Here is a 15,917-nt window from a genome sequence, read left to right on the forward strand (position 1 = left end):
TCACTCCAGGGCGGACCCGGTGAAGTCGCGGCAGAACACCACGACGCGGGGCGCGCCGCCGGGGTCGGGGACGGTCCCGTCCGCGCCGAGCACCCCGCGGGCCAGGACCTCCCCGGTGCGGGGGTCGACGACGCGGTACGGCTCGGGGACGCCGTCGCGGACCACGACCCGCAGGTCGCCGCCGTCAGCGCAGTAGGCCAGGAAGAACACGCCCGGGACGAGGAGGTTGCGCGGGTTCGGGGTGTGCGACCAGTCCGGCCGCGCCCCCGTGAAGGGCAGCCCGTGCAGCACGCGGTTCAGCACCCCCGGGTAGTTCGACCCCTCGAACGCCAGCGCCTCGCGCCAGCCGGCGCCGGGGGCGGAGAACAGCGGCGACTGACCGGTCTCGCCGGGGTGCAGCTGCCACTGCCACAGGCTGCCCGCGCCGTACACGACGCCCATCGCCGCTCCCGCGCACAGGTTGCCCCACGCCTCGTGGCCCTGCCACCACCCGGCGGCGAAACCCGTCCGGGCGGTGTTCTCGTACGTCGGCTCACCGTTGGCGACGGCCTTCGGCGGCAGGTTGCGGGCCATGTCGGCGACGCGCTCGGGCACGTGGTCGCCCCGGTGACCGGTCTGGCACCACTGGAAGTCGAGCCAGTCGGCGTCCTGGTGGGAGTCGGCCGTCGTGTGCGGGCGGTAGTGGATGCCGGTGGGCTGGGCGTAGTCGTCCCACGCGTGGACCTCGCGGCCCCCGGCGGCGATCTGCGGTTCGTCCCCCGTCCCGTCGGCCCCGACGAGCCACACCGCCGGCCCGGCGCCGTACCGGGCCACCAGGTAGCGGCAGTAGCGGGCGTACTGCGCCGGCGGCACCACGGTGCCCGCGGCGTCGAGGCCCTTCCACCCGAACCCCTGGAACACCGGCTGGAGCACCGGGACGATCCCGTGGCGGCGCAGCACCCCCACCAGCGCGTCGAGGTGCTGGAAGTAGTCCGGCCGCAACCGCTGCAGGGTCCCGCCGGGCAGGTCGTCGAACGCCACGGCGAACCCCTCGTCGGCCCCGCGGTCCTGCGGCCCGACGGCGCGCGTGTCGGGCTGCACGCTCATGAGCAGCACCGCGTTGAACCCCTTCGCGGCCCGGTCGGCGGCGTACACCTCGGCCTGCTCGACGGTGGCCCGCCACGGCAGCGCCCACGCGGTGTCCCCGACGAGGAACGCGGGGGTGCCGTCGGCGTGCACCAGGTGCCGGCCCCCCTCGGGCACGCGCCAGAAACCGTGCCGCTCGAACACCCCGTCCCCGGTGCCCGCCGGGACGTCCAGGGTCCCGGTGACGGTCAGCCCGGGGTCCTCGACGGAGGCCGACGCCGCCCAGGTCCACGTCCCGGCCAGCCCGGCCGCGCAGAACCGGACGCGCCAGGTGCTCCCGCCGTCCCAGAACGCCGGCCGGCGCACGACCCGCCCCGAGGCGTGGGTGAGGACGACCTCGACGTCGACCCCGGTGTACGGGTCGTCGTGCGCGACGGTGGCGGGCAGGGCGATCTCCACGGAGGACCACGGCGTGCTCACGGGCGCAGTCTGGCAGGGCGCCCGGCCGCCGAGGCTGAGGCGTTCGTGAGGGGTTCGCGCCACGCCCGGGACGCGTTGGTGCGCAGACGTTCCGGGACAGCGCCCCGGACGGGTGGAACAGGAGGGCCGCCGACGGCGATGATCGGGGGGTCGGCACGCCGCCGCGCGCTGCCCGACGCCCCCGCACCCCGCGTCCCCGGAGGAAGACCGCCCGTGCCCCTCGCCATCCTGGCCCTGGCCGTCGGTGCCTTCGGCATCGGCACCACCGAGTTCGTGGCCATGGGCCTGCTGCCCCAGATGGCCGCCACGTTCGACGTGTCCATCGCGTCCGCCGGCTGGCTCATCTCGGCGTACGCCCTCGGCGTCGTCGTCGGCGCCCCCACCCTGACGGCCCTGACCCACTCGTGGCCGCGCAAGAAGGTCCTCACCGGCCTCATGGCGCTGTTCGTCGTCGGCCACGCCGCGACGGCCCTCGCCCCGGGGTTCGAGGCCCTCGTCGGGGCGCGCTTCCTCTCGGGCCTGGGGCACGGGGCGTTCTTCGGCGCCTCGGCCGTCGTGGCGCGCAAGATCGCCCCGGCGGGCAAGCAGGGGCAGGCCCTCGCGCTCGTCTTCACCGGCCTGACCGTCGCGAACGTCGTCGGCGTGCCGGCCGGCACGTACGTCGGGCAGCAGCTCGGCTGGCGCCTCACGTTCGCCCTCGTCGGGCTCATCGGCCTGGTGACGATCGCCGCGATCCTCGCGATCGTGCCCGAGGTCGAGACCCGCACGGGCTCGCTGCGCTCGGAGTTCGCCGCGTTCCGCCGCCACCAGGTGTGGTGGACGCTGCTCATCACCACGGTCGGCTTCGCGAGCATGTTCACGGTGCTGAGCTACGTGGCGCCGCTGCTCACCGACGTCTCGGGGTTCTCCGAGGGCTCGGTCAGCTGGGTCCTCGTCCTGTTCGGCCTCGGCGCCACGGCCGGGAACATCCTCGGCGGCCGCCTCGCCGACTGGCGCCCGTACCGGACGCTGGCCCTCGGGTTCGTCGGGCAGATGGCCGTCTTCGGGTTCCTCTTCCTGTTCGCCGAGAACCGGGTCGCCGCCGCGGCCGGGGTGTTCCTGTTCGCCTTCATCGGGTTCGTGATGTCGGCCCCCATCCAGACCCGCGGCATCCTGGCCGCCGGCGGCGGGGCGTCGATGGCCTCGGCCGCGATGCAGGCCGCGTTCAACATCGGCAACGCGCTGGGCGCCTTCCTCGGCGGCCTCGCCATCGACGCCGGGTTCGGGTACGCCTCGCCCGCGCTGGTCGCGCTCGTCCTGGCCCTGCTGGGCCTGCTGATCCTGGCCGAGGCCACCCGCGTCGACCGGAACGGCCGCGCGCCCATCGACCCCGCCGTCCCCGCCGTCCCGTCGCAGCGCCGCCGCCGGGTGCGTGACACGGTCGAGCGGTGACGACCTCGATCCACCCGCGCCCGCTCGGCGACCCCGACCTGACCTCCCTGATCGCGGCGGCGGTCGCCGAGCTGAACGCCCGGTACCGCCTGCCCGGGGAGCCGTGGACGGACTACCCGCTCTCGTCCGCCGCCGTGTGCCACGTCGCGTACGTGGACGCCGAACCGGCGGGCTGCATCGCCCGCGTCGACGTCGACGAGGCGGGGTGGGGGGCGACGGTGGAGATGAAGCGCGTCTTCGTCCACGAGCGCTTCCGGGGCCGCGGGGTCGCCCGCGCGCTGGTGGCCCGGTTCGAGGCCGACGCCCGCGCGGCCGGGGCCCGGCGGGCCCGGCTGGAGACCGGGACCAAGCAGCCGGAGGCGATGGCGCTGTACGAGGCGCTGGGGTACGAGCGGGTCACCCCGTTCGGGGAGTGGGCCGACAGCCCGCTGGCCGTCTGCTACGCCAAGTCGCTGGCCTGACCCGCGCGGGACCCCGGCCACCGGAAGTCGAGGAATCGCGAACACCGGAGTTCGGTCCGCCGAACTCTCGTGCATGATGCTCCCATGACGACGGACGCCCGCACCTCCGCGCCCGCCCGCCCCGAGCGCGGCCTGTTCCGCCTGCTCGGCCCGGCGTTCGTGGCGGCCATCGCGTACGTGGACCCGGGCAACGTCGCCGCCAACCTCACCGCCGGCGCCGGGTACGGGTACCTGCTGCTGTGGGTGCTCGTCGCCGCCAACGCGATGGCCGTCCTCGTGCAGTACCTGTCGGCCAAGCTCGCCGTCGTCAGCGACCGCACGCTGCCGGAGGTCCTGCGCGACCGGCTGGGCCGGAAGGCGCGGCTGGCGTACTGGGCGCAGGCCGAGCTCGTCGCCGTCGCGACCGACCTCGCCGAGGTCATCGGCGGCGCCGTCGCGCTGCACCTGCTGTTCGGGACGCCGCTGCTGGTGGGCGGCCTCATCACCGGCGCCGTCTCGCTGCTCGTGCTGGCCCTGCACAACCGCACCGGGGTCCGCCGGTTCGAGGCCGTCATCGTCGGGTTCCTGCTGGTCATCGTCGTGGGGTTCGTCTCCGGCGTCGTCCTCGCCCCGCCGGACCCGGCCGAGGCCGTCGCCGGGCTCGTCCCCCGGTTCGAGGGCGCCGAGACCGTCCTGCTCGCCGCGAGCATGCTGGGCGCCACCGTCATGCCGCACGCCGTGTACCTGCACTCGGCGGTGGCCCGCGACCACCACGGGACCGTCGCACCCGGCCGGCGGCGGCGGGTGCTCGGCGCGACCCGCGTCGACGTCGTCGCCGCGCTCCTCGTCGCGGGCCTGGTGAACATCTCGATGCTGCTGCTGGCCGCGAGCGCCCTGCGCGGCGTCGAGGGCACCGACACCCTCGAGGGCGCGCACGCCGCCGTCGCCACCCACCTCGGCACCGGCGCCGCGCTGCTGTTCGCGATCGGGCTGCTCGCCTCGGGCCTGGCGTCCACGTCCGTCGGCGCCTACGCCGGCGCCGTGATCATGCAGGGTCTGCTGCGGGTCCACGTACCGCTGCTGGCCCGCCGCGCCGTGACGCTGGTCCCCGCCCTGGTCTGCCTCGGGATCGGCGTCGACCCGACGCGGGCGCTCGTGGTGTCCCAGGTCGTCCTGAGCTTCGGGATCCCGTTCGCGCTGATCCCGCTGGTCCGGCTCACGAGCTCGCGCACGCTGATGGGCGAGCACGTGAACCGGCCTGCGACGACCGCGCTCGCGACGGTGGCCGTCGCGCTCGTCGTGGCGCTGAACGTGGCGCTGCTGTACCTGACGTTCCTCGGCTGAGCGCGCTCGGGAGGGGTCAGGGGCGGCTGGTGATGGCCCAGAGGTGGTCGTCCTTCTGGCTCGTCGTGCACGAGAACAGGGTGAGACGGGCGTCGTTCCCGGCGCGGTAGCCGGAGACGTCGAGGCACTTCCGGCTCTTCTCGTTGACGATCCACACCCCGGTGCGGCGGGTGCCGTCGGGGTAGGTGACGTCCTTCGGCACGGTGTACCAGAGCTGGTTGTCCTTGGACGGGTCCGGGTTGCAGCTGTACTCGACGATCTTCGCGCCGTTCGCGTTGTCCCCCGTCCCCGGCGCGTCCAGGCAGCGGCCGTCCGCGGTGTTGCGGATGAGGTAGCGGTTGTACTTCGTGCCCGACCCCCCGGTGGCGGTCCCCTTCGGGACGAACCGCCACGCCTGGTTGTCACCCGAGGGGTACCGGCACGTGAACTGGTTGACCGGGCCGCCCTGCGTGCCCGCCCCGAAGCCGGGCAGGTCGGCGCACTTGCCGGTGGTCTTGTTCTTGATCGCGAAGACGCCGTCGAGCCCGGCGGCGCTCGCCGGGGCGGCCGCGACGGTGAGGACCAGCGCGGCGCCGCTGAGGACGCCGGCGATCGCGGTGAGGGGGCTGCGGGACATGGTGAACTCCTGGGTCCTGGGGGCCGGTGGGACACCGACCGTTCTACGGACCACCGCGCAGTCCCCACCACGAGCGCTACGCAGAGGTGCGTACTGCGCACTGTTCGCATGCGGCGGGTGACGGACCGTGGTAGGAGGGGGCATGCTCTCGGCGCGCCGCGCGGCGCTGGTGCACCGCCTCGGGCTGGAACTGCTCGACGTCCGGGACCCCGGGGAGCAACTGGCCGCCGGCCTGCGGTTCCTGGACCGGGTGGTGCCCGGCGACGTCGTCGCCGACGTCCGCGTCGACAGCGCCGGGCGCCCGCACATCACCGAGACCCCCGAGCTGCTCCTGCCGCTCATCCCCGCCGACGCCCCCGACGTCGTCCTGAGCAGCCCCGCGATCCCCTACCTGACGGCTCACGGGGAGCTGCCCGCCCGCCGGGTCGAGGAACTGTGCACCCCCCGCGAGTGGGCCGCCAACCCGATGCGCCGCGAACTGCTGGAACCGAACCGGGTCCCGCACGCCCTGCTGACCGCCCACCTCACCGACGACCCCCCGGTCGCGGACGATCTGGTGGGTGGCCCCGCCATCCAGTGCTGGGGCGTGAACCGCAGCACGCCCTTCACGGACGCGGACGTGGCCGCCCTCGGCCGCTTCGAGCCGTACCTGCGGCTGGCCGCCCGCGACCGCGGCCGGACGGCTCTCGTGCTCGACCTGGACCGCGCCGTCGCCTCCGGAGCCGGGCTCGTGCTGTTCCGGGGCACGACGGCGACGTACTGCAACGCGGTCGCGGCCGACCTCCTGGACGACCACGACGTCCCGCTGTCGACGCTCGCGCGAGTCAGCCGGTTCTCGCTCGGCCCGGACGCCCCCACCGGCGTCCTGCCGACGGCTCGTGGTGGCCTGCGCCTGCGGTGGCGCCCGGCGCTGCCGGGTTCCAGCGCCGTCGTCGTCCACACCGCCGTCGCCCGGGCCGGAGCCGACGGCCCGGCCCTCAGCGCGCGCCAGCTCACGGTCCTGGGTCACCTCGACCGCGGGTGGACCGCCGCGGCGATGGCGCACCACCTCCACCTCAGCGAACGCACCGTGCACAAGCACCTGCAGAACCTGTACCGGCTGCTCGGGGTGAACGACCGCCTCAACGCCGTCCTCGCCGGCCGGCGCCTCGGCCTGCTCCCCCTCGTCGAGGACCGCGCCCGGACCCGTCCGGCCGACGCGTGAACGCGTCCCCTCAGCCGGGTGGGCGAGCACGTGAACCGGCCCGCCACGACCGTGCTCGCGACGGTGGCCGTCGCGCTCGTCGTGGCGCTGAACGTGGCGCTGCTGCACCTGACGTTCCTCGGCTGAGGCGCCCGTCCCCGACGAGGCACCGGGCGCGGGGGTCAGTGCTCGCCGGGCAGGGACAGGAGCCCGGACCGGCCGACCCAGCCCCGCACCGTCGGGGTGAGCAGCAGCGCGGCGACCGCGACGTTCAGGCCCGCGGCGGCGAGCGCGGGGAACGCGGGACCGTCCCGCAGCACCGGGACGACCCCGGACCCGGCGCCCAGGACCGACAGGCCCAGCAGGACGGCCCACGCGGTCCAGCTGCTGCGCCGGACGCGCGTGAGGAGCCAGACGTGCAGGGCCAGCCACACCAGCGCGCCGAACCCCCGGCCGGGGACGGCCACCAGGAGCAGCTCGCAGGCCAGCACGGCCAGCAGCCGGTGGCCCACCGGGTGGGTGCGCCACCACGTCGTGTTCACGCGGCTCACCCTACGGGCAGGTGCCGCCGCACGAAGTCCAGCTCGACCCGCATCTGCCGGACCCGCTCGTCGTCCAGCAGCGACCCGTGCCCCGCGTCGTACCGGTACACCTCGTGGGTGGCGCCGCGCGCGGCGAGGCGTTCGAGGTAGTTGTCGATCTGCCGGATCGGGCAGCGCGGGTCGTTGCGGCCGGCCAGCACCAGGACCGGCGCGCGGACGGCGTCGACGTACGTGAGGGGCGAGGAGTCGGCGTACTTGCCGGGGACCTCCTGCGGCGACCCGCCGAACAGGGACCGGTCGAACGCCTTCAGCCCCTCCATCTCGTCCTCGTACGCCGCGACGTAGTCGGCGACCGGGACCCCGGCCAGCCCGACGGCCCACCGCTGCGGCTGGGTGCCCAGCCCCAGCAGCGTCAGGTAACCGCCCCAGGACGCGCCCGCCAGGACGAGCCGGTCCGGGTCGCACACGCCCGCGGCGACGAGGTGGTCGACGACCGCCGCGACGTCCTCGAGCTCGGTGTGCCCGACGCGTTCCTCCAGGGCGTCGCGCCACGCCGAGCCGTACCCGGTGGACCCGCGGTAGTTCACCTGGACGACGGCGAAACCCTCGTCGACCCACGTCGCGCAGTACGGCCGGAACGCGTCGGTGTCGTGCGCGGTCGGCCCGCCGTGGACCTCCACGACCGTCGGCAGCGGCCCGGCCGCACCGTCCGGCGTCCGCAGCAGCGCGTGGACCCGGCCCCCCGGCCCGTCGGCCCACACGTCGCGGACGGCGACCGACGGCGGCGCCGGTTCCCCCGGCGCGCGCAGCAGGACCCTCCCGTCCAGCGTCCGGACCGTCGACGGCTGCTCGGAGGACGACCACGTCATCCACACGTCCCCGTCGGGCCGGGCGGTGGCGCCCGAGACGGTCCCGGTGGCCGGCCCGACCTGCTGCACCGCACCGGTCCCCAGGTCCACCAGGTGCACCAGGGTCCGGGCCTCGTGGTCGAGCAGCACGACCAGCCCGGTCGCGTCGCGGGTCCACTCCGCGCCGGCGACCTCGCCGGGGGCGTCGAGGACGATCTGCACCTCGCGGCCGGTCCGCAGGTCCAGGACGAGCAGTTCGGCCCGCCCGGACCGCTCGTGCTCCACGAGCAGCCGCGCGTCGCCGCGCACCGGGGAGAAACCCACCGGCGAGACGCCCTTGCCGGGCCCGTCGGACAGCTCGGCGACGGTCGAGCCGTCGGCCAGGGAGAGCACCCGCAGGTCGGGGTGGCGGGAGTCGCCGTGCTCGGAGTGCGCGATCGCGACCCACTGCTCGTCGGGGGACAGGTCCCCCACCCAGGCGTCCTCGCGGTGCTCGTACAGCCGCCGGGTGCCCTGCGCGGAGACGACGTCGACGCGGGTGCCGTACCCGTCGTCCTGCGACCCCACGACGACGGTGCCGCTGCGGCCCAGGCACAACCCCGCCGGGTAGGCGGCGGGCAGGCCCAGCGGGTCCTCGACGCCCTCACCGGGGGCGGACCCGAAGGGCTGCCGCCGCCACACGCCGAACTCGTCGCCGGCGGTGTCGTCGAACCACCACGCGAACTCCCCGGCCGGGTCGATCGTCGCCCCCGAGGTCCCCTCGGGGCGGTCGGTCAGCCGGTGCAGCTCCCCCGTCGCGGCGTCGAAGGAGTGCACCTCGAGCACCCCGGCGACGGTGGCGTCGACGACGCACCGCGCCGGGGCGTCCTCGGCCCACTCCGGCAGCCCGACGCGGCCGGCGCGGAACCGCTCCTCCCAGGTGGGGACCTCAGGTTCAGTCACCGGCCGATCGTGCCACGCGGGCTACGCGGCGGCGGTGCGGGGGAACAGCCGGCGCAGCACGTCGGCCATCGTCACGACCCCCTCGACGCGCGACCCGTCGGTCACGACGGCGAGGTGGTTGCTGGTCTCGCGCATCCGCTTCAGCGCCGCGTGGACCGTGGTCCCGGCGTCCAGCTCGAACACGTCGCGGACGAACGGCGCCAGGGGCGCGCCGGCCGGTTCGGTGAGGGTGTCGCGGACGTGGATGACACCGGTGATCGCCTGCGGGGCCCCGACGAGGATCCGCAGGTGCCCCGTGCGCCGGGTCAGTTCCCGCACGTCGTCCACGGTCGCGCCGGCCGCCACGCACGCCGGGACGGCCCCCGGGCGCAGCAGGTCGCGCACGGTCAGCCGCTCCAGGTCCAGCGCGCCGGACAGCTGCGCGGAGAACCTCGCGTCGAGCGCCCCCACGTTCGTGGAGTGCTCCAGCAGGTGCCGCAGCGTCTCCGGGGTGTGCGCGGTGGCCCGCTCGTCCACGGGTTCGACCCCGGAGCGGCGGACCAGGACGTTGGCCGCCTCGTTGAGCAGCTTCAGGACCGGCCGGAACACCCACATGAACGCGCGCATCGGGATCGCCAGCAGCAGCGCCGACCGCTCGGGGTGCGCGATGGCCCAGGACTTCGGGGCCATCTCCCCCACCACGAGGTGGACGAACGTCACCACGAACAGGGCGATGACGAACCCGAGGACGTCGGCCGCGACCGCGGGCGCCCCGAGGGCCTCGAAGGCCGGGGTCAGCCAGTGGTGCACGGCCGGTTTGCTGATGGCCCCCAGCAGCAGGACGCAGGCGGTGATGCCGAGCTGGGAACCGGCCAGCAGCACGGTCAGCTCGTGCGAGCTCTTCAGGGCGGCGCGGCCGGCGGCGGTCCCGGCGGCCTCCTCCAGGCGGTGCCGCTTGGCGCCCAGGAGGGCGAACTCGACCGCGACGAAGAACGCGCTCAGGGCGACGATCAGCACGGTCACCGGAACGACGACGAGCCAGTTGTCAGTCACCGGCCACGACCTCCTCGGACAGTTCCAGCCGCACCCGGGCGGGCACGTGCCGCTCGACGGTCAGGACGCGGACGGACAGCGTGCGGGGTTCGGCCGCCGGTTCGGCGGGGTCGGAGGGCAGGTCGAGGACCAGTTCGGCGCCCTCGGCGGGCAGACCGCCGTGGGTGGCCATCACGAGCCCGGCGATCGTCTCGTAGTCGCCGCGCGGCAGGTCCACCCCGAGGGAGCGCTCGACCTCGTCGACGTGCACCTCGCCGGACATCTCCCAGACGCCGTCGCCCTCCACCGGCACGTACCCCGCGGGGTCGTCCTCGTCGTGCTCGTCGGTGATCTCGCCGACGAGCTCCTCGGCGAGGTCCTCGACGGTGATGACGCCGGCGAAACCGCCGTACTCGTCGACGACGCAGGCGAGCTGGTTCTTCGTCTCGCCCAGCTGGCGCAGCACGTCCGGCAGCGTCGTGAACGTCGAGACCACCAGCGGGGGCCGCATGACGCGGGTGGCGCGGGCGCTGTCGGGTTCGGTCGTGGTGAGCAGGTCGGCCAGGTGCACGACCCCCAGGACGTCGTCGGTCCCGGTGGCCAGCACCGGGTAGCGGGAGTGGCCCACGGCCATCAGCGCGCGCACCAGCCCCAGGTCGTCGCCCTCGCCGATCGTGTCGACCCGCGAGCGCGGGATCATCGCGTGCTCGACGTCGCGCTGCGGGAAGTCGAGGATCCGGTCCAGCAGGACCGCCAGCTCCGGCGGCAGGTCGCCGCTCTCGCGCGACTCCTCCACGATCGCCTCGAGGTCCTTGGCCGTCGCGGCGTGCTCGACGTCGTGGACCGGCTCGATCCTCAGCGCCCGCAGCAGGGCGTTGGAGGAGGCGTCGAAGAACGCGATGAGCACGCCGAACACGCGCAGGTAGATCAGCGTGGAGCGGCTCAGCCGCACGGCCAGCGGCTCGGGCTTCGCGATCGCCAGGTTCTTCGGGTACAGCTCGCCGAAGAGCATCTGGACGAACGTGGAGAACACGATGGCGATGACGCCGCCGATCCCGACGCTCACGGCGGTCGGGATGCCGACCCCGCCCAGGAGGGCCCCGAGGGACTCCCCGATGAGGGGTTCGGCCACGTACCCGACGAGCAGGCCCGTGACGGTGATGCCCAGCTGGGCACCGGAGAGCATGAAGGAGGTGCGGCGGGTGACCGCCAGGGCCCGGCCCGCGCCGGGGTCCCCGGCGTCCGCGCGGGCCCCCAGGCCCGAGCGGTCCACCGACATGTAGGCGAACTCCTGGGCCACGAAGTACCCCGTGGCCACGGTGATGACGAACACCACCAGCACGCCCAGGAGGAGGGCGAGCACGTCGGTCACGCGACCACCTCACCGTGGTCGGGCGGCGGGGTGCTCGCGCAGGTACTTGAAGGGTCGTCGTGATCGTCGTCGCACATCGGCGGCGGCGGTCCTCTCCTGGTTCCGGGGACGGTACGCGGTGGTCAACGCACCGTCTCACGCCCCAGTTCCCGGGGCAGCGCGAAGCGGGTCGTGACCCGCCGCGCGAACGCGACGTGGTCCGGCGGGCCGGCCACCTCGAACCCCGCCGCCGCGACCAGCCCGTCGTCCAGCTCCAGGACCTCGGCCGAGCGCAGCGGCCACCGCTCGTGCTCGTTGGCGATCCACCAGGTGCGGCCCAGGTGCTGCGCGTGCAGCCCGAACCGCGACGTGAGGAACACCCCGAGGTCGTCGACGGCCGGTGCGCCCTCGCGGACGGCGACGCGGCTGCGCACCCCCGCGCGGGTCCGGCACGTCCACAGCAGCTCCCGCGCCCCGTCCCGCACGCGCACCGCGTGGCGCATCGACGACCAGCGGTAGGGCAGGCCGAACGCCAGCTGCGCGCCGACGACGACGGCGAGCCGGCTCGCGTCCAGGCTCGCGAACACCACCCCCCGGCGGCCCTCGTCGTCCACGGAGTAGAACCGCACGTTCGTCTCCAGGAACGTTCCCGCGTACGGGACGCTGCCCCGCCGTCCCGGCCCGGCCCCGCGCAGGGTGAAGGGGATGAGGCCCACGTAGGTGGCGCCGTCGAGGACGTCGGGGCGGACCCCCGGCGGCATGAGCGGCGCGACCCGGGCGGGGTCCACGGCCCAGTGCAGGAACGCGAGGTCGTCCCAGTGCTGGTGCATCATCACGGGCCCGTGCAGGGCCACGGCCTCGGGCGAGGGCAGGCGGTCGACCACCCCGACAGGGTGCCGGAGGCGCCCCGGTCCGGCGACCCGTTCGGCACCACCCCCGTGGCTGGCCTACAGTGTGCCCACCATCCAGAGCGGCCGAGAGACCTGGCTCGTCGACGCCGCAGCAACCGCCTCCCCGTGAGGTGTGGTGCTCATGCCGGGACCGATGGAGGAGATCGCGTGACGACCACACCCACCGCCACCGCGTCCGCGTCCGCCCCGGGCGCCACCCGCGTCGACGCCGCCGGCGTGCGGCTGCGCGGCGTGAGCCGCTCCTTCGGCGGGCACCGCGTGCTCGCGCCGCTGGACCTGGACCTGCGGGCAGGCAGCACCGTGGCGCTCGTGGGCGCCTCCGGCTGCGGGAAGTCGACGCTGCTGCGGCTCGTCGCCGGCCTGGACACCCCGTCGGCCGGCACCGTCGAGGTCGCCGGGCAGCCCGTCCGCGGGGTCCACCCCCGCACCGCCGTCGTGTTCCAGGAACCGCGCCTGCTGCCCTGGCGCGACCTCGCCGGGAACGTCGCCTTCGGCCTGCCCCGCGGCACCGCCCGCGCCGCCGGGCGCGAGGAGGTGCTGCGCTGGCTGGAGGTCGTCGGCCTGGAGGACTTCGCCGGGCACCGGCCGCGGCGGGTCTCCGGCGGCATGGCCCAGCGGACCGCGCTGGCCCGGGCGCTGGTCCGCCGCCCCGGCGTCCTGCTGCTCGACGAGCCGTTCGCCGCCCTCGACGCCCTCACCCGGCTGCGCATGCAGGACCTGCTCGACGAGGTCCAGCGCGGCACCGGGGCCACGGTCGTGTTCGTCACCCACGACGTCGACGAGGCGCTGCACCTGGCCGACCGCGTCCTGGTGCTCGGCAAGGACGGGAACGACGACGAGGCGGGTGCCCGCGTCGTGCGCGACCTCGTCGTCGACGCGCCCCGCCCCCGCGACCGCGCCGACGCCGCCACCGCCCGGCTGCGCGTCGAGCTGCTCGACCTGCTCGGCGTCCCCCGCACCGCCTGAACGACCCCCCGCGCACCCCCCACCACCGCACCCCCGGGAGAACTGTGTCCACGCTGCCCCGCACCACCACCCGTCGCGCCCTGCTCGGCCTCGGCCTGGGTTCCCTCGCCCTCACCGCGGCCGGCTGCGTGCAGGGCGAGTCCTCCTCCGGCAGCGCCGCCCCCACCGCGAGCAGCGGGTCCGGCGGCGGCGACCGGGTCCGCCTCGACTACGCCCTCTACAACCCCCTCAGCCTCGTCGTGCGCGAGCAGAAGATCCTCGAGGACGCCGGCCTGACCGTGCAGTGGGAGCAGTCGCAGGGCAGCAACAAGGCCAACGAGTTCCTCCGCAACGGCAACCTCGACCTGGCCTCCACCGCCGGGTCGGCCGTCCTGCAGGCCCGGACCAACGGCTCGCCCGTGCAGACCGTCGAGGTGTACTCCCAGCCGGAGTGGACCGCGCTCGTCGTCGGGAAGGACTCCACCGTCACCGACGTCGCGGGGTTGCGCGGCAAGAAGATCGCGGCCACCACCGGCACCGACCCGTACTTCTTCCTCCAGCAGGCGCTCGCCCAGGCCGGGTTGTCCGGTTCCGACGTCGAGATCCTCAACATCCAGCACGCCGACGGCCGCGCCGCCCTCGAACGCGGCGACGTCGACGCGTGGGCGGGGCTGGACCCGAACATGGCGGCCACCGAGATCCAGGCCGGGTCGAAGCTGCTGTACCGCAACGTCGACTTCAACACCTACGGCGTCCTCAACGCCCGCGAGGAGTTCATCCAGGACTCCCCCGACCTCGTCCAGCAGGTCGTCGACGCCTACGCGACGGCCCGCGCGTGGGCGCTGGCGAACCCCGCCGAGCTCGCGACGCTGTACGCGACCGCCGCGCAGCTGTCGCCCGAGGTCGCCGCCCGCGTCCTGGAACGCACCACGCTCGACCTCGACGGGGTTCCCGGCGAGGCGCAGCGGACGGTGCTGGCCGGGATCGTCCCGCTCATGGCCGCCACCGGTGACGTCCCGTCGGAGGACGCCGCGACGACGGCGCTCGACACGCTGCTCGTGCCGGAGTTCGCGCAGAAGGCGTCCGCGTCGTGAGCGTGGCCACTCCCGCCCGGGAGCGGACCCCGGACGCCCCGGCGCGCCGGGTCCGGTCCGGCTGGTGGCTGGGGGCCGTCGTGCCCGTGGCCCTCGTGGCGGCCTGGTGGGCGACCACCGCGGCCGGGGTGTTCCTGCCCAGCCAGCTCCCGCCGCCCGGTGACGTCCTCACCGCCGCGCAGCAGTTGTGGACCACCGGTCAGCTCCAGACGAACATCGCCATCAGCGTGCAGCGGGTGCTCGTCGGGTTCGCGCTCGGCGCCGCCGCGGGTCTCGTCCTCGGCGGGCTGACGGGGTCGTCCCGGCTGGCGTACCGCCTGCTGTCCCCGACCCTCGGGGCGCTGCGCGCGGTGCCGTCGCTGGCGTGGGTCCCGCTGCTGGGGTTGTGGATCGGGCTCGGGGAACCCCCGAAGATCACCCTCGTCGCGATCGGGGCGTTCTTCCCCGTCTACACGACCGTGGTCTCCTCCCTGACCCACCTCGACCCCGCGCTCGTCGAGGTCGGCCGCGCCTACGGCCGCCGCGGCATCGGGTTGTTCACCTCGATCCTGCTGCCCGCCACCGCACCCGCGCTGCTGTCCGGGTTGCGGTTGGGGCTGGCGCAGAGCTGGCTGTTCCTCGTCGCCGCCGAGCTCATCTCCTCCTCCATCGGCCTCGGCTACCAGATGACCAACGGGCAGAACACGTCCCGCACCGACCAGGTGCTGCTGGCGATCATCCTGCTGGCGCTGCTGGGCAAGGCGTCCGACGTGGTGCTCGGGTTCGTCGAGGGACGGGTCAAGGCGTCGCGGGACTGACCCGCCCGTCCCCCGGGGGCCCGGTCCTGCTGCGGCGGGGCCGGGCCCCCGTCGTCCCCGCCCCGGGGAACGCGGCGCCCGTCCCGGCCGTCCTCCGGGAGGGGGCCGGCCGGCGGCCCCGGGGACGGAGGACGGGATGGCTCTGCGCGACCTGGCCGCACGCTTCGGTGCGGGTGCGGCGACGGTGGACACGGTGCTGGAGGACGACGTCGCGCGGCCGGGTGGCCCCGTGCGGGGCCGGGTCGTCGTGACCGGCGGCAAGGTGCCCCAGGACGTGCAGGAGGTCGTCGTCGCCCTGCAGGCCCGGGTGGAGGTCGAGAGCGGCGACACCGAGTGGCGCGAGGACGTCGCCTTCGGCAGCGCCCGCGTCGGCGCGGGGTTCACCACCGTGCCCGGGCAGCGGGCCGAGCTGCCGTTCGCGCTGACCCTGCCGTGGCAGACGCCGATCACCGCGATCGGCGGCTGGCACCTGCGCGGGGTGGCCGTCGGCGTGGCGACCCGGCTCGTCATCGCCGGGGCCGTCGACCCCGGCGACCTCGACGGCCTCACCGTGGCGCCGCTGCCGGTGCAGCAGGCCGTGGTCGACGCCCTCGGGTCCCTCGGCTGGCGGTTCAAGCACGCCGACGTGGAGAAGGGCCGCGTGCGCGGCTCCGACCTGCCCTTCTACCAGGAGCTGGAGTTCGCCCCGCCCGCTCACGTGCGGAAGGTGAACGAGCTGGAGGTCACCTTCCTCGCCGACGCCCACGGCGTGGACGTCGTCCTGGAGGCCGACCGCCGCGGCGGCCTGCTCACCGAGGGCCGCGACGTCGTGAGCCGGTTGCGGTTGTCGCACACCGACACCGACCGGGCCCGGGTGGCCGCGACGCTGGACCGCGCCGTGCACGAGCTCGGCGCCCGGCGCGGCTGGGGCTGGTGAG

The 15,917-nt window shown here is 75.0% G+C and carries 15 protein-coding genes and 1 riboswitch; of the genes, 8 read left to right on the forward strand and 7 right to left on the reverse strand.

What is annotated here, in order from left to right; translation table 11 throughout:
• Positions 1-1,545: an apiosidase-like domain-containing protein gene (locus ACRYM6_RS06160; RefSeq protein ID WP_432541867.1), complete on the reverse strand. Its 1,545-nt coding sequence runs from the start codon at positions 1,543-1,545 to the stop codon at positions 1-3.
• 213 nt (positions 1,546-1,758) lie between these two features.
• Between ACRYM6_RS06160 and ACRYM6_RS06165 the strand changes: the two genes are divergently transcribed.
• The 3 genes from ACRYM6_RS06165 (at position 1,759) to ACRYM6_RS06175 (ending at position 4,760) form a co-directional block, all read left to right on the forward strand.
• Positions 1,759-2,976, forward strand: a complete 1,218-nt coding sequence (locus ACRYM6_RS06165) for an MFS transporter (protein WP_432541868.1) — start codon at positions 1,759-1,761, stop codon at positions 2,974-2,976.
• On the forward strand, positions 2,973-3,437 hold the full coding sequence (locus tag ACRYM6_RS06170) for a GNAT family N-acetyltransferase (protein WP_432541870.1): 465 nt from the start codon (positions 2,973-2,975) through the stop codon (positions 3,435-3,437). The genes ACRYM6_RS06165 and ACRYM6_RS06170 overlap by 4 nt, the downstream gene beginning before the upstream one ends.
• Positions 3,438-3,521: 84 nt before the next feature.
• Positions 3,522-4,760 carry an Nramp family divalent metal transporter gene (locus tag ACRYM6_RS06175; protein ID WP_432541872.1) on the forward strand — a complete coding sequence of 413 codons (1,239 nt, stop codon included), beginning with the start codon at positions 3,522-3,524 and terminating at the stop codon, positions 4,758-4,760.
• A 16-nt stretch (positions 4,761-4,776) separates the two neighbouring features.
• On the opposite strand, the gene ACRYM6_RS06180 is transcribed toward ACRYM6_RS06175, so the two are convergent.
• Positions 4,777-5,376 (reverse strand): RICIN domain-containing protein, encoded by a 600-nt coding sequence (locus ACRYM6_RS06180; RefSeq protein ID WP_432541874.1) that lies wholly within the window; start codon positions 5,374-5,376, stop codon positions 4,777-4,779.
• Positions 5,377-5,518: 142 nt separating this feature from the next.
• On the opposite strand from ACRYM6_RS06180, the gene ACRYM6_RS06185 reads away from it, so the two are divergent.
• A complete protein-coding gene (locus tag ACRYM6_RS06185; protein ID WP_432541876.1) occupies positions 5,519-6,580 on the forward strand; it encodes a helix-turn-helix transcriptional regulator in 1,062 nt (353 codons plus the stop codon).
• A 161-nt stretch (positions 6,581-6,741) separates the two neighbouring features.
• On the opposite strand, the gene ACRYM6_RS06190 is transcribed toward ACRYM6_RS06185, so the two are convergent.
• The 5 genes from ACRYM6_RS06190 to ACRYM6_RS06210 form a co-directional block, all read right to left on the reverse strand.
• On the reverse strand, positions 6,742-7,101 hold the full coding sequence (locus ACRYM6_RS06190) for a hypothetical protein (RefSeq protein ID WP_432541878.1): 360 nt from the start codon (positions 7,099-7,101) through the stop codon (positions 6,742-6,744).
• Positions 7,102-7,106: 5 nt separating this feature from the next.
• Complete coding sequence (locus ACRYM6_RS06195; RefSeq protein WP_432541880.1) at positions 7,107-8,891, reverse strand: prolyl oligopeptidase family serine peptidase; 1,785 nt, start codon at positions 8,889-8,891, stop codon at positions 7,107-7,109.
• A 21-nt stretch (positions 8,892-8,912) separates the two neighbouring features.
• Positions 8,913-9,923 (reverse strand): hemolysin family protein, encoded by a 1,011-nt coding sequence (locus ACRYM6_RS06200; protein WP_432541881.1) that lies wholly within the window; start codon positions 9,921-9,923, stop codon positions 8,913-8,915.
• Complete coding sequence (locus tag ACRYM6_RS06205; protein WP_432541883.1) at positions 9,916-11,274, reverse strand: hemolysin family protein; 1,359 nt, start codon at positions 11,272-11,274, stop codon at positions 9,916-9,918. The genes ACRYM6_RS06200 and ACRYM6_RS06205 overlap by 8 nt, the downstream gene beginning before the upstream one ends.
• Positions 11,275-11,396: 122 nt before the next feature.
• The gene (locus ACRYM6_RS06210; RefSeq protein ID WP_432541885.1) at positions 11,397-12,137 is read right to left on the reverse strand and encodes a YqjF family protein; all 741 of its coding nucleotides are present in this window, start codon (positions 12,135-12,137) and stop codon (positions 11,397-11,399) included.
• A gap of 74 nt (positions 12,138-12,211) precedes the next feature.
• Positions 12,212-12,304, forward strand: a riboswitch (SAM riboswitch).
• A gap of 76 nt (positions 12,305-12,380) precedes the next feature.
• Here ACRYM6_RS06210 and ACRYM6_RS06215 point away from each other — a divergent pair.
• From ACRYM6_RS06215 to ACRYM6_RS06230, 4 genes are all read left to right on the forward strand, one after another.
• Positions 12,381-13,130, forward strand: coding sequence for an ABC transporter ATP-binding protein (locus tag ACRYM6_RS06215; protein ID WP_432541962.1), 750 nt, complete (start codon positions 12,381-12,383; stop codon positions 13,128-13,130).
• A gap of 44 nt (positions 13,131-13,174) precedes the next feature.
• Positions 13,175-14,203 (forward strand): aliphatic sulfonate ABC transporter substrate-binding protein, encoded by a 1,029-nt coding sequence (locus ACRYM6_RS06220; RefSeq protein WP_432541887.1) that lies wholly within the window; start codon positions 13,175-13,177, stop codon positions 14,201-14,203.
• The gene (locus ACRYM6_RS06225; RefSeq protein WP_432541888.1) at positions 14,200-15,000 is read left to right on the forward strand and encodes an ABC transporter permease; all 801 of its coding nucleotides are present in this window, start codon (positions 14,200-14,202) and stop codon (positions 14,998-15,000) included. Before ACRYM6_RS06220 ends, ACRYM6_RS06225 begins: the two co-directional genes overlap by 4 nt.
• A gap of 136 nt (positions 15,001-15,136) precedes the next feature.
• Positions 15,137-15,916, forward strand: coding sequence for a sporulation protein (locus ACRYM6_RS06230; protein ID WP_432541890.1), 780 nt, complete (start codon positions 15,137-15,139; stop codon positions 15,914-15,916).
• The last annotated feature ends 1 nt before the right edge of the window (position 15,917 follow it).

It is taken from the genome of Kineococcus rugosus, from assembly GCF_050871975.1.
Classification (GTDB): domain Bacteria; phylum Actinomycetota; class Actinomycetes; order Actinomycetales; family Kineococcaceae; genus Kineococcus.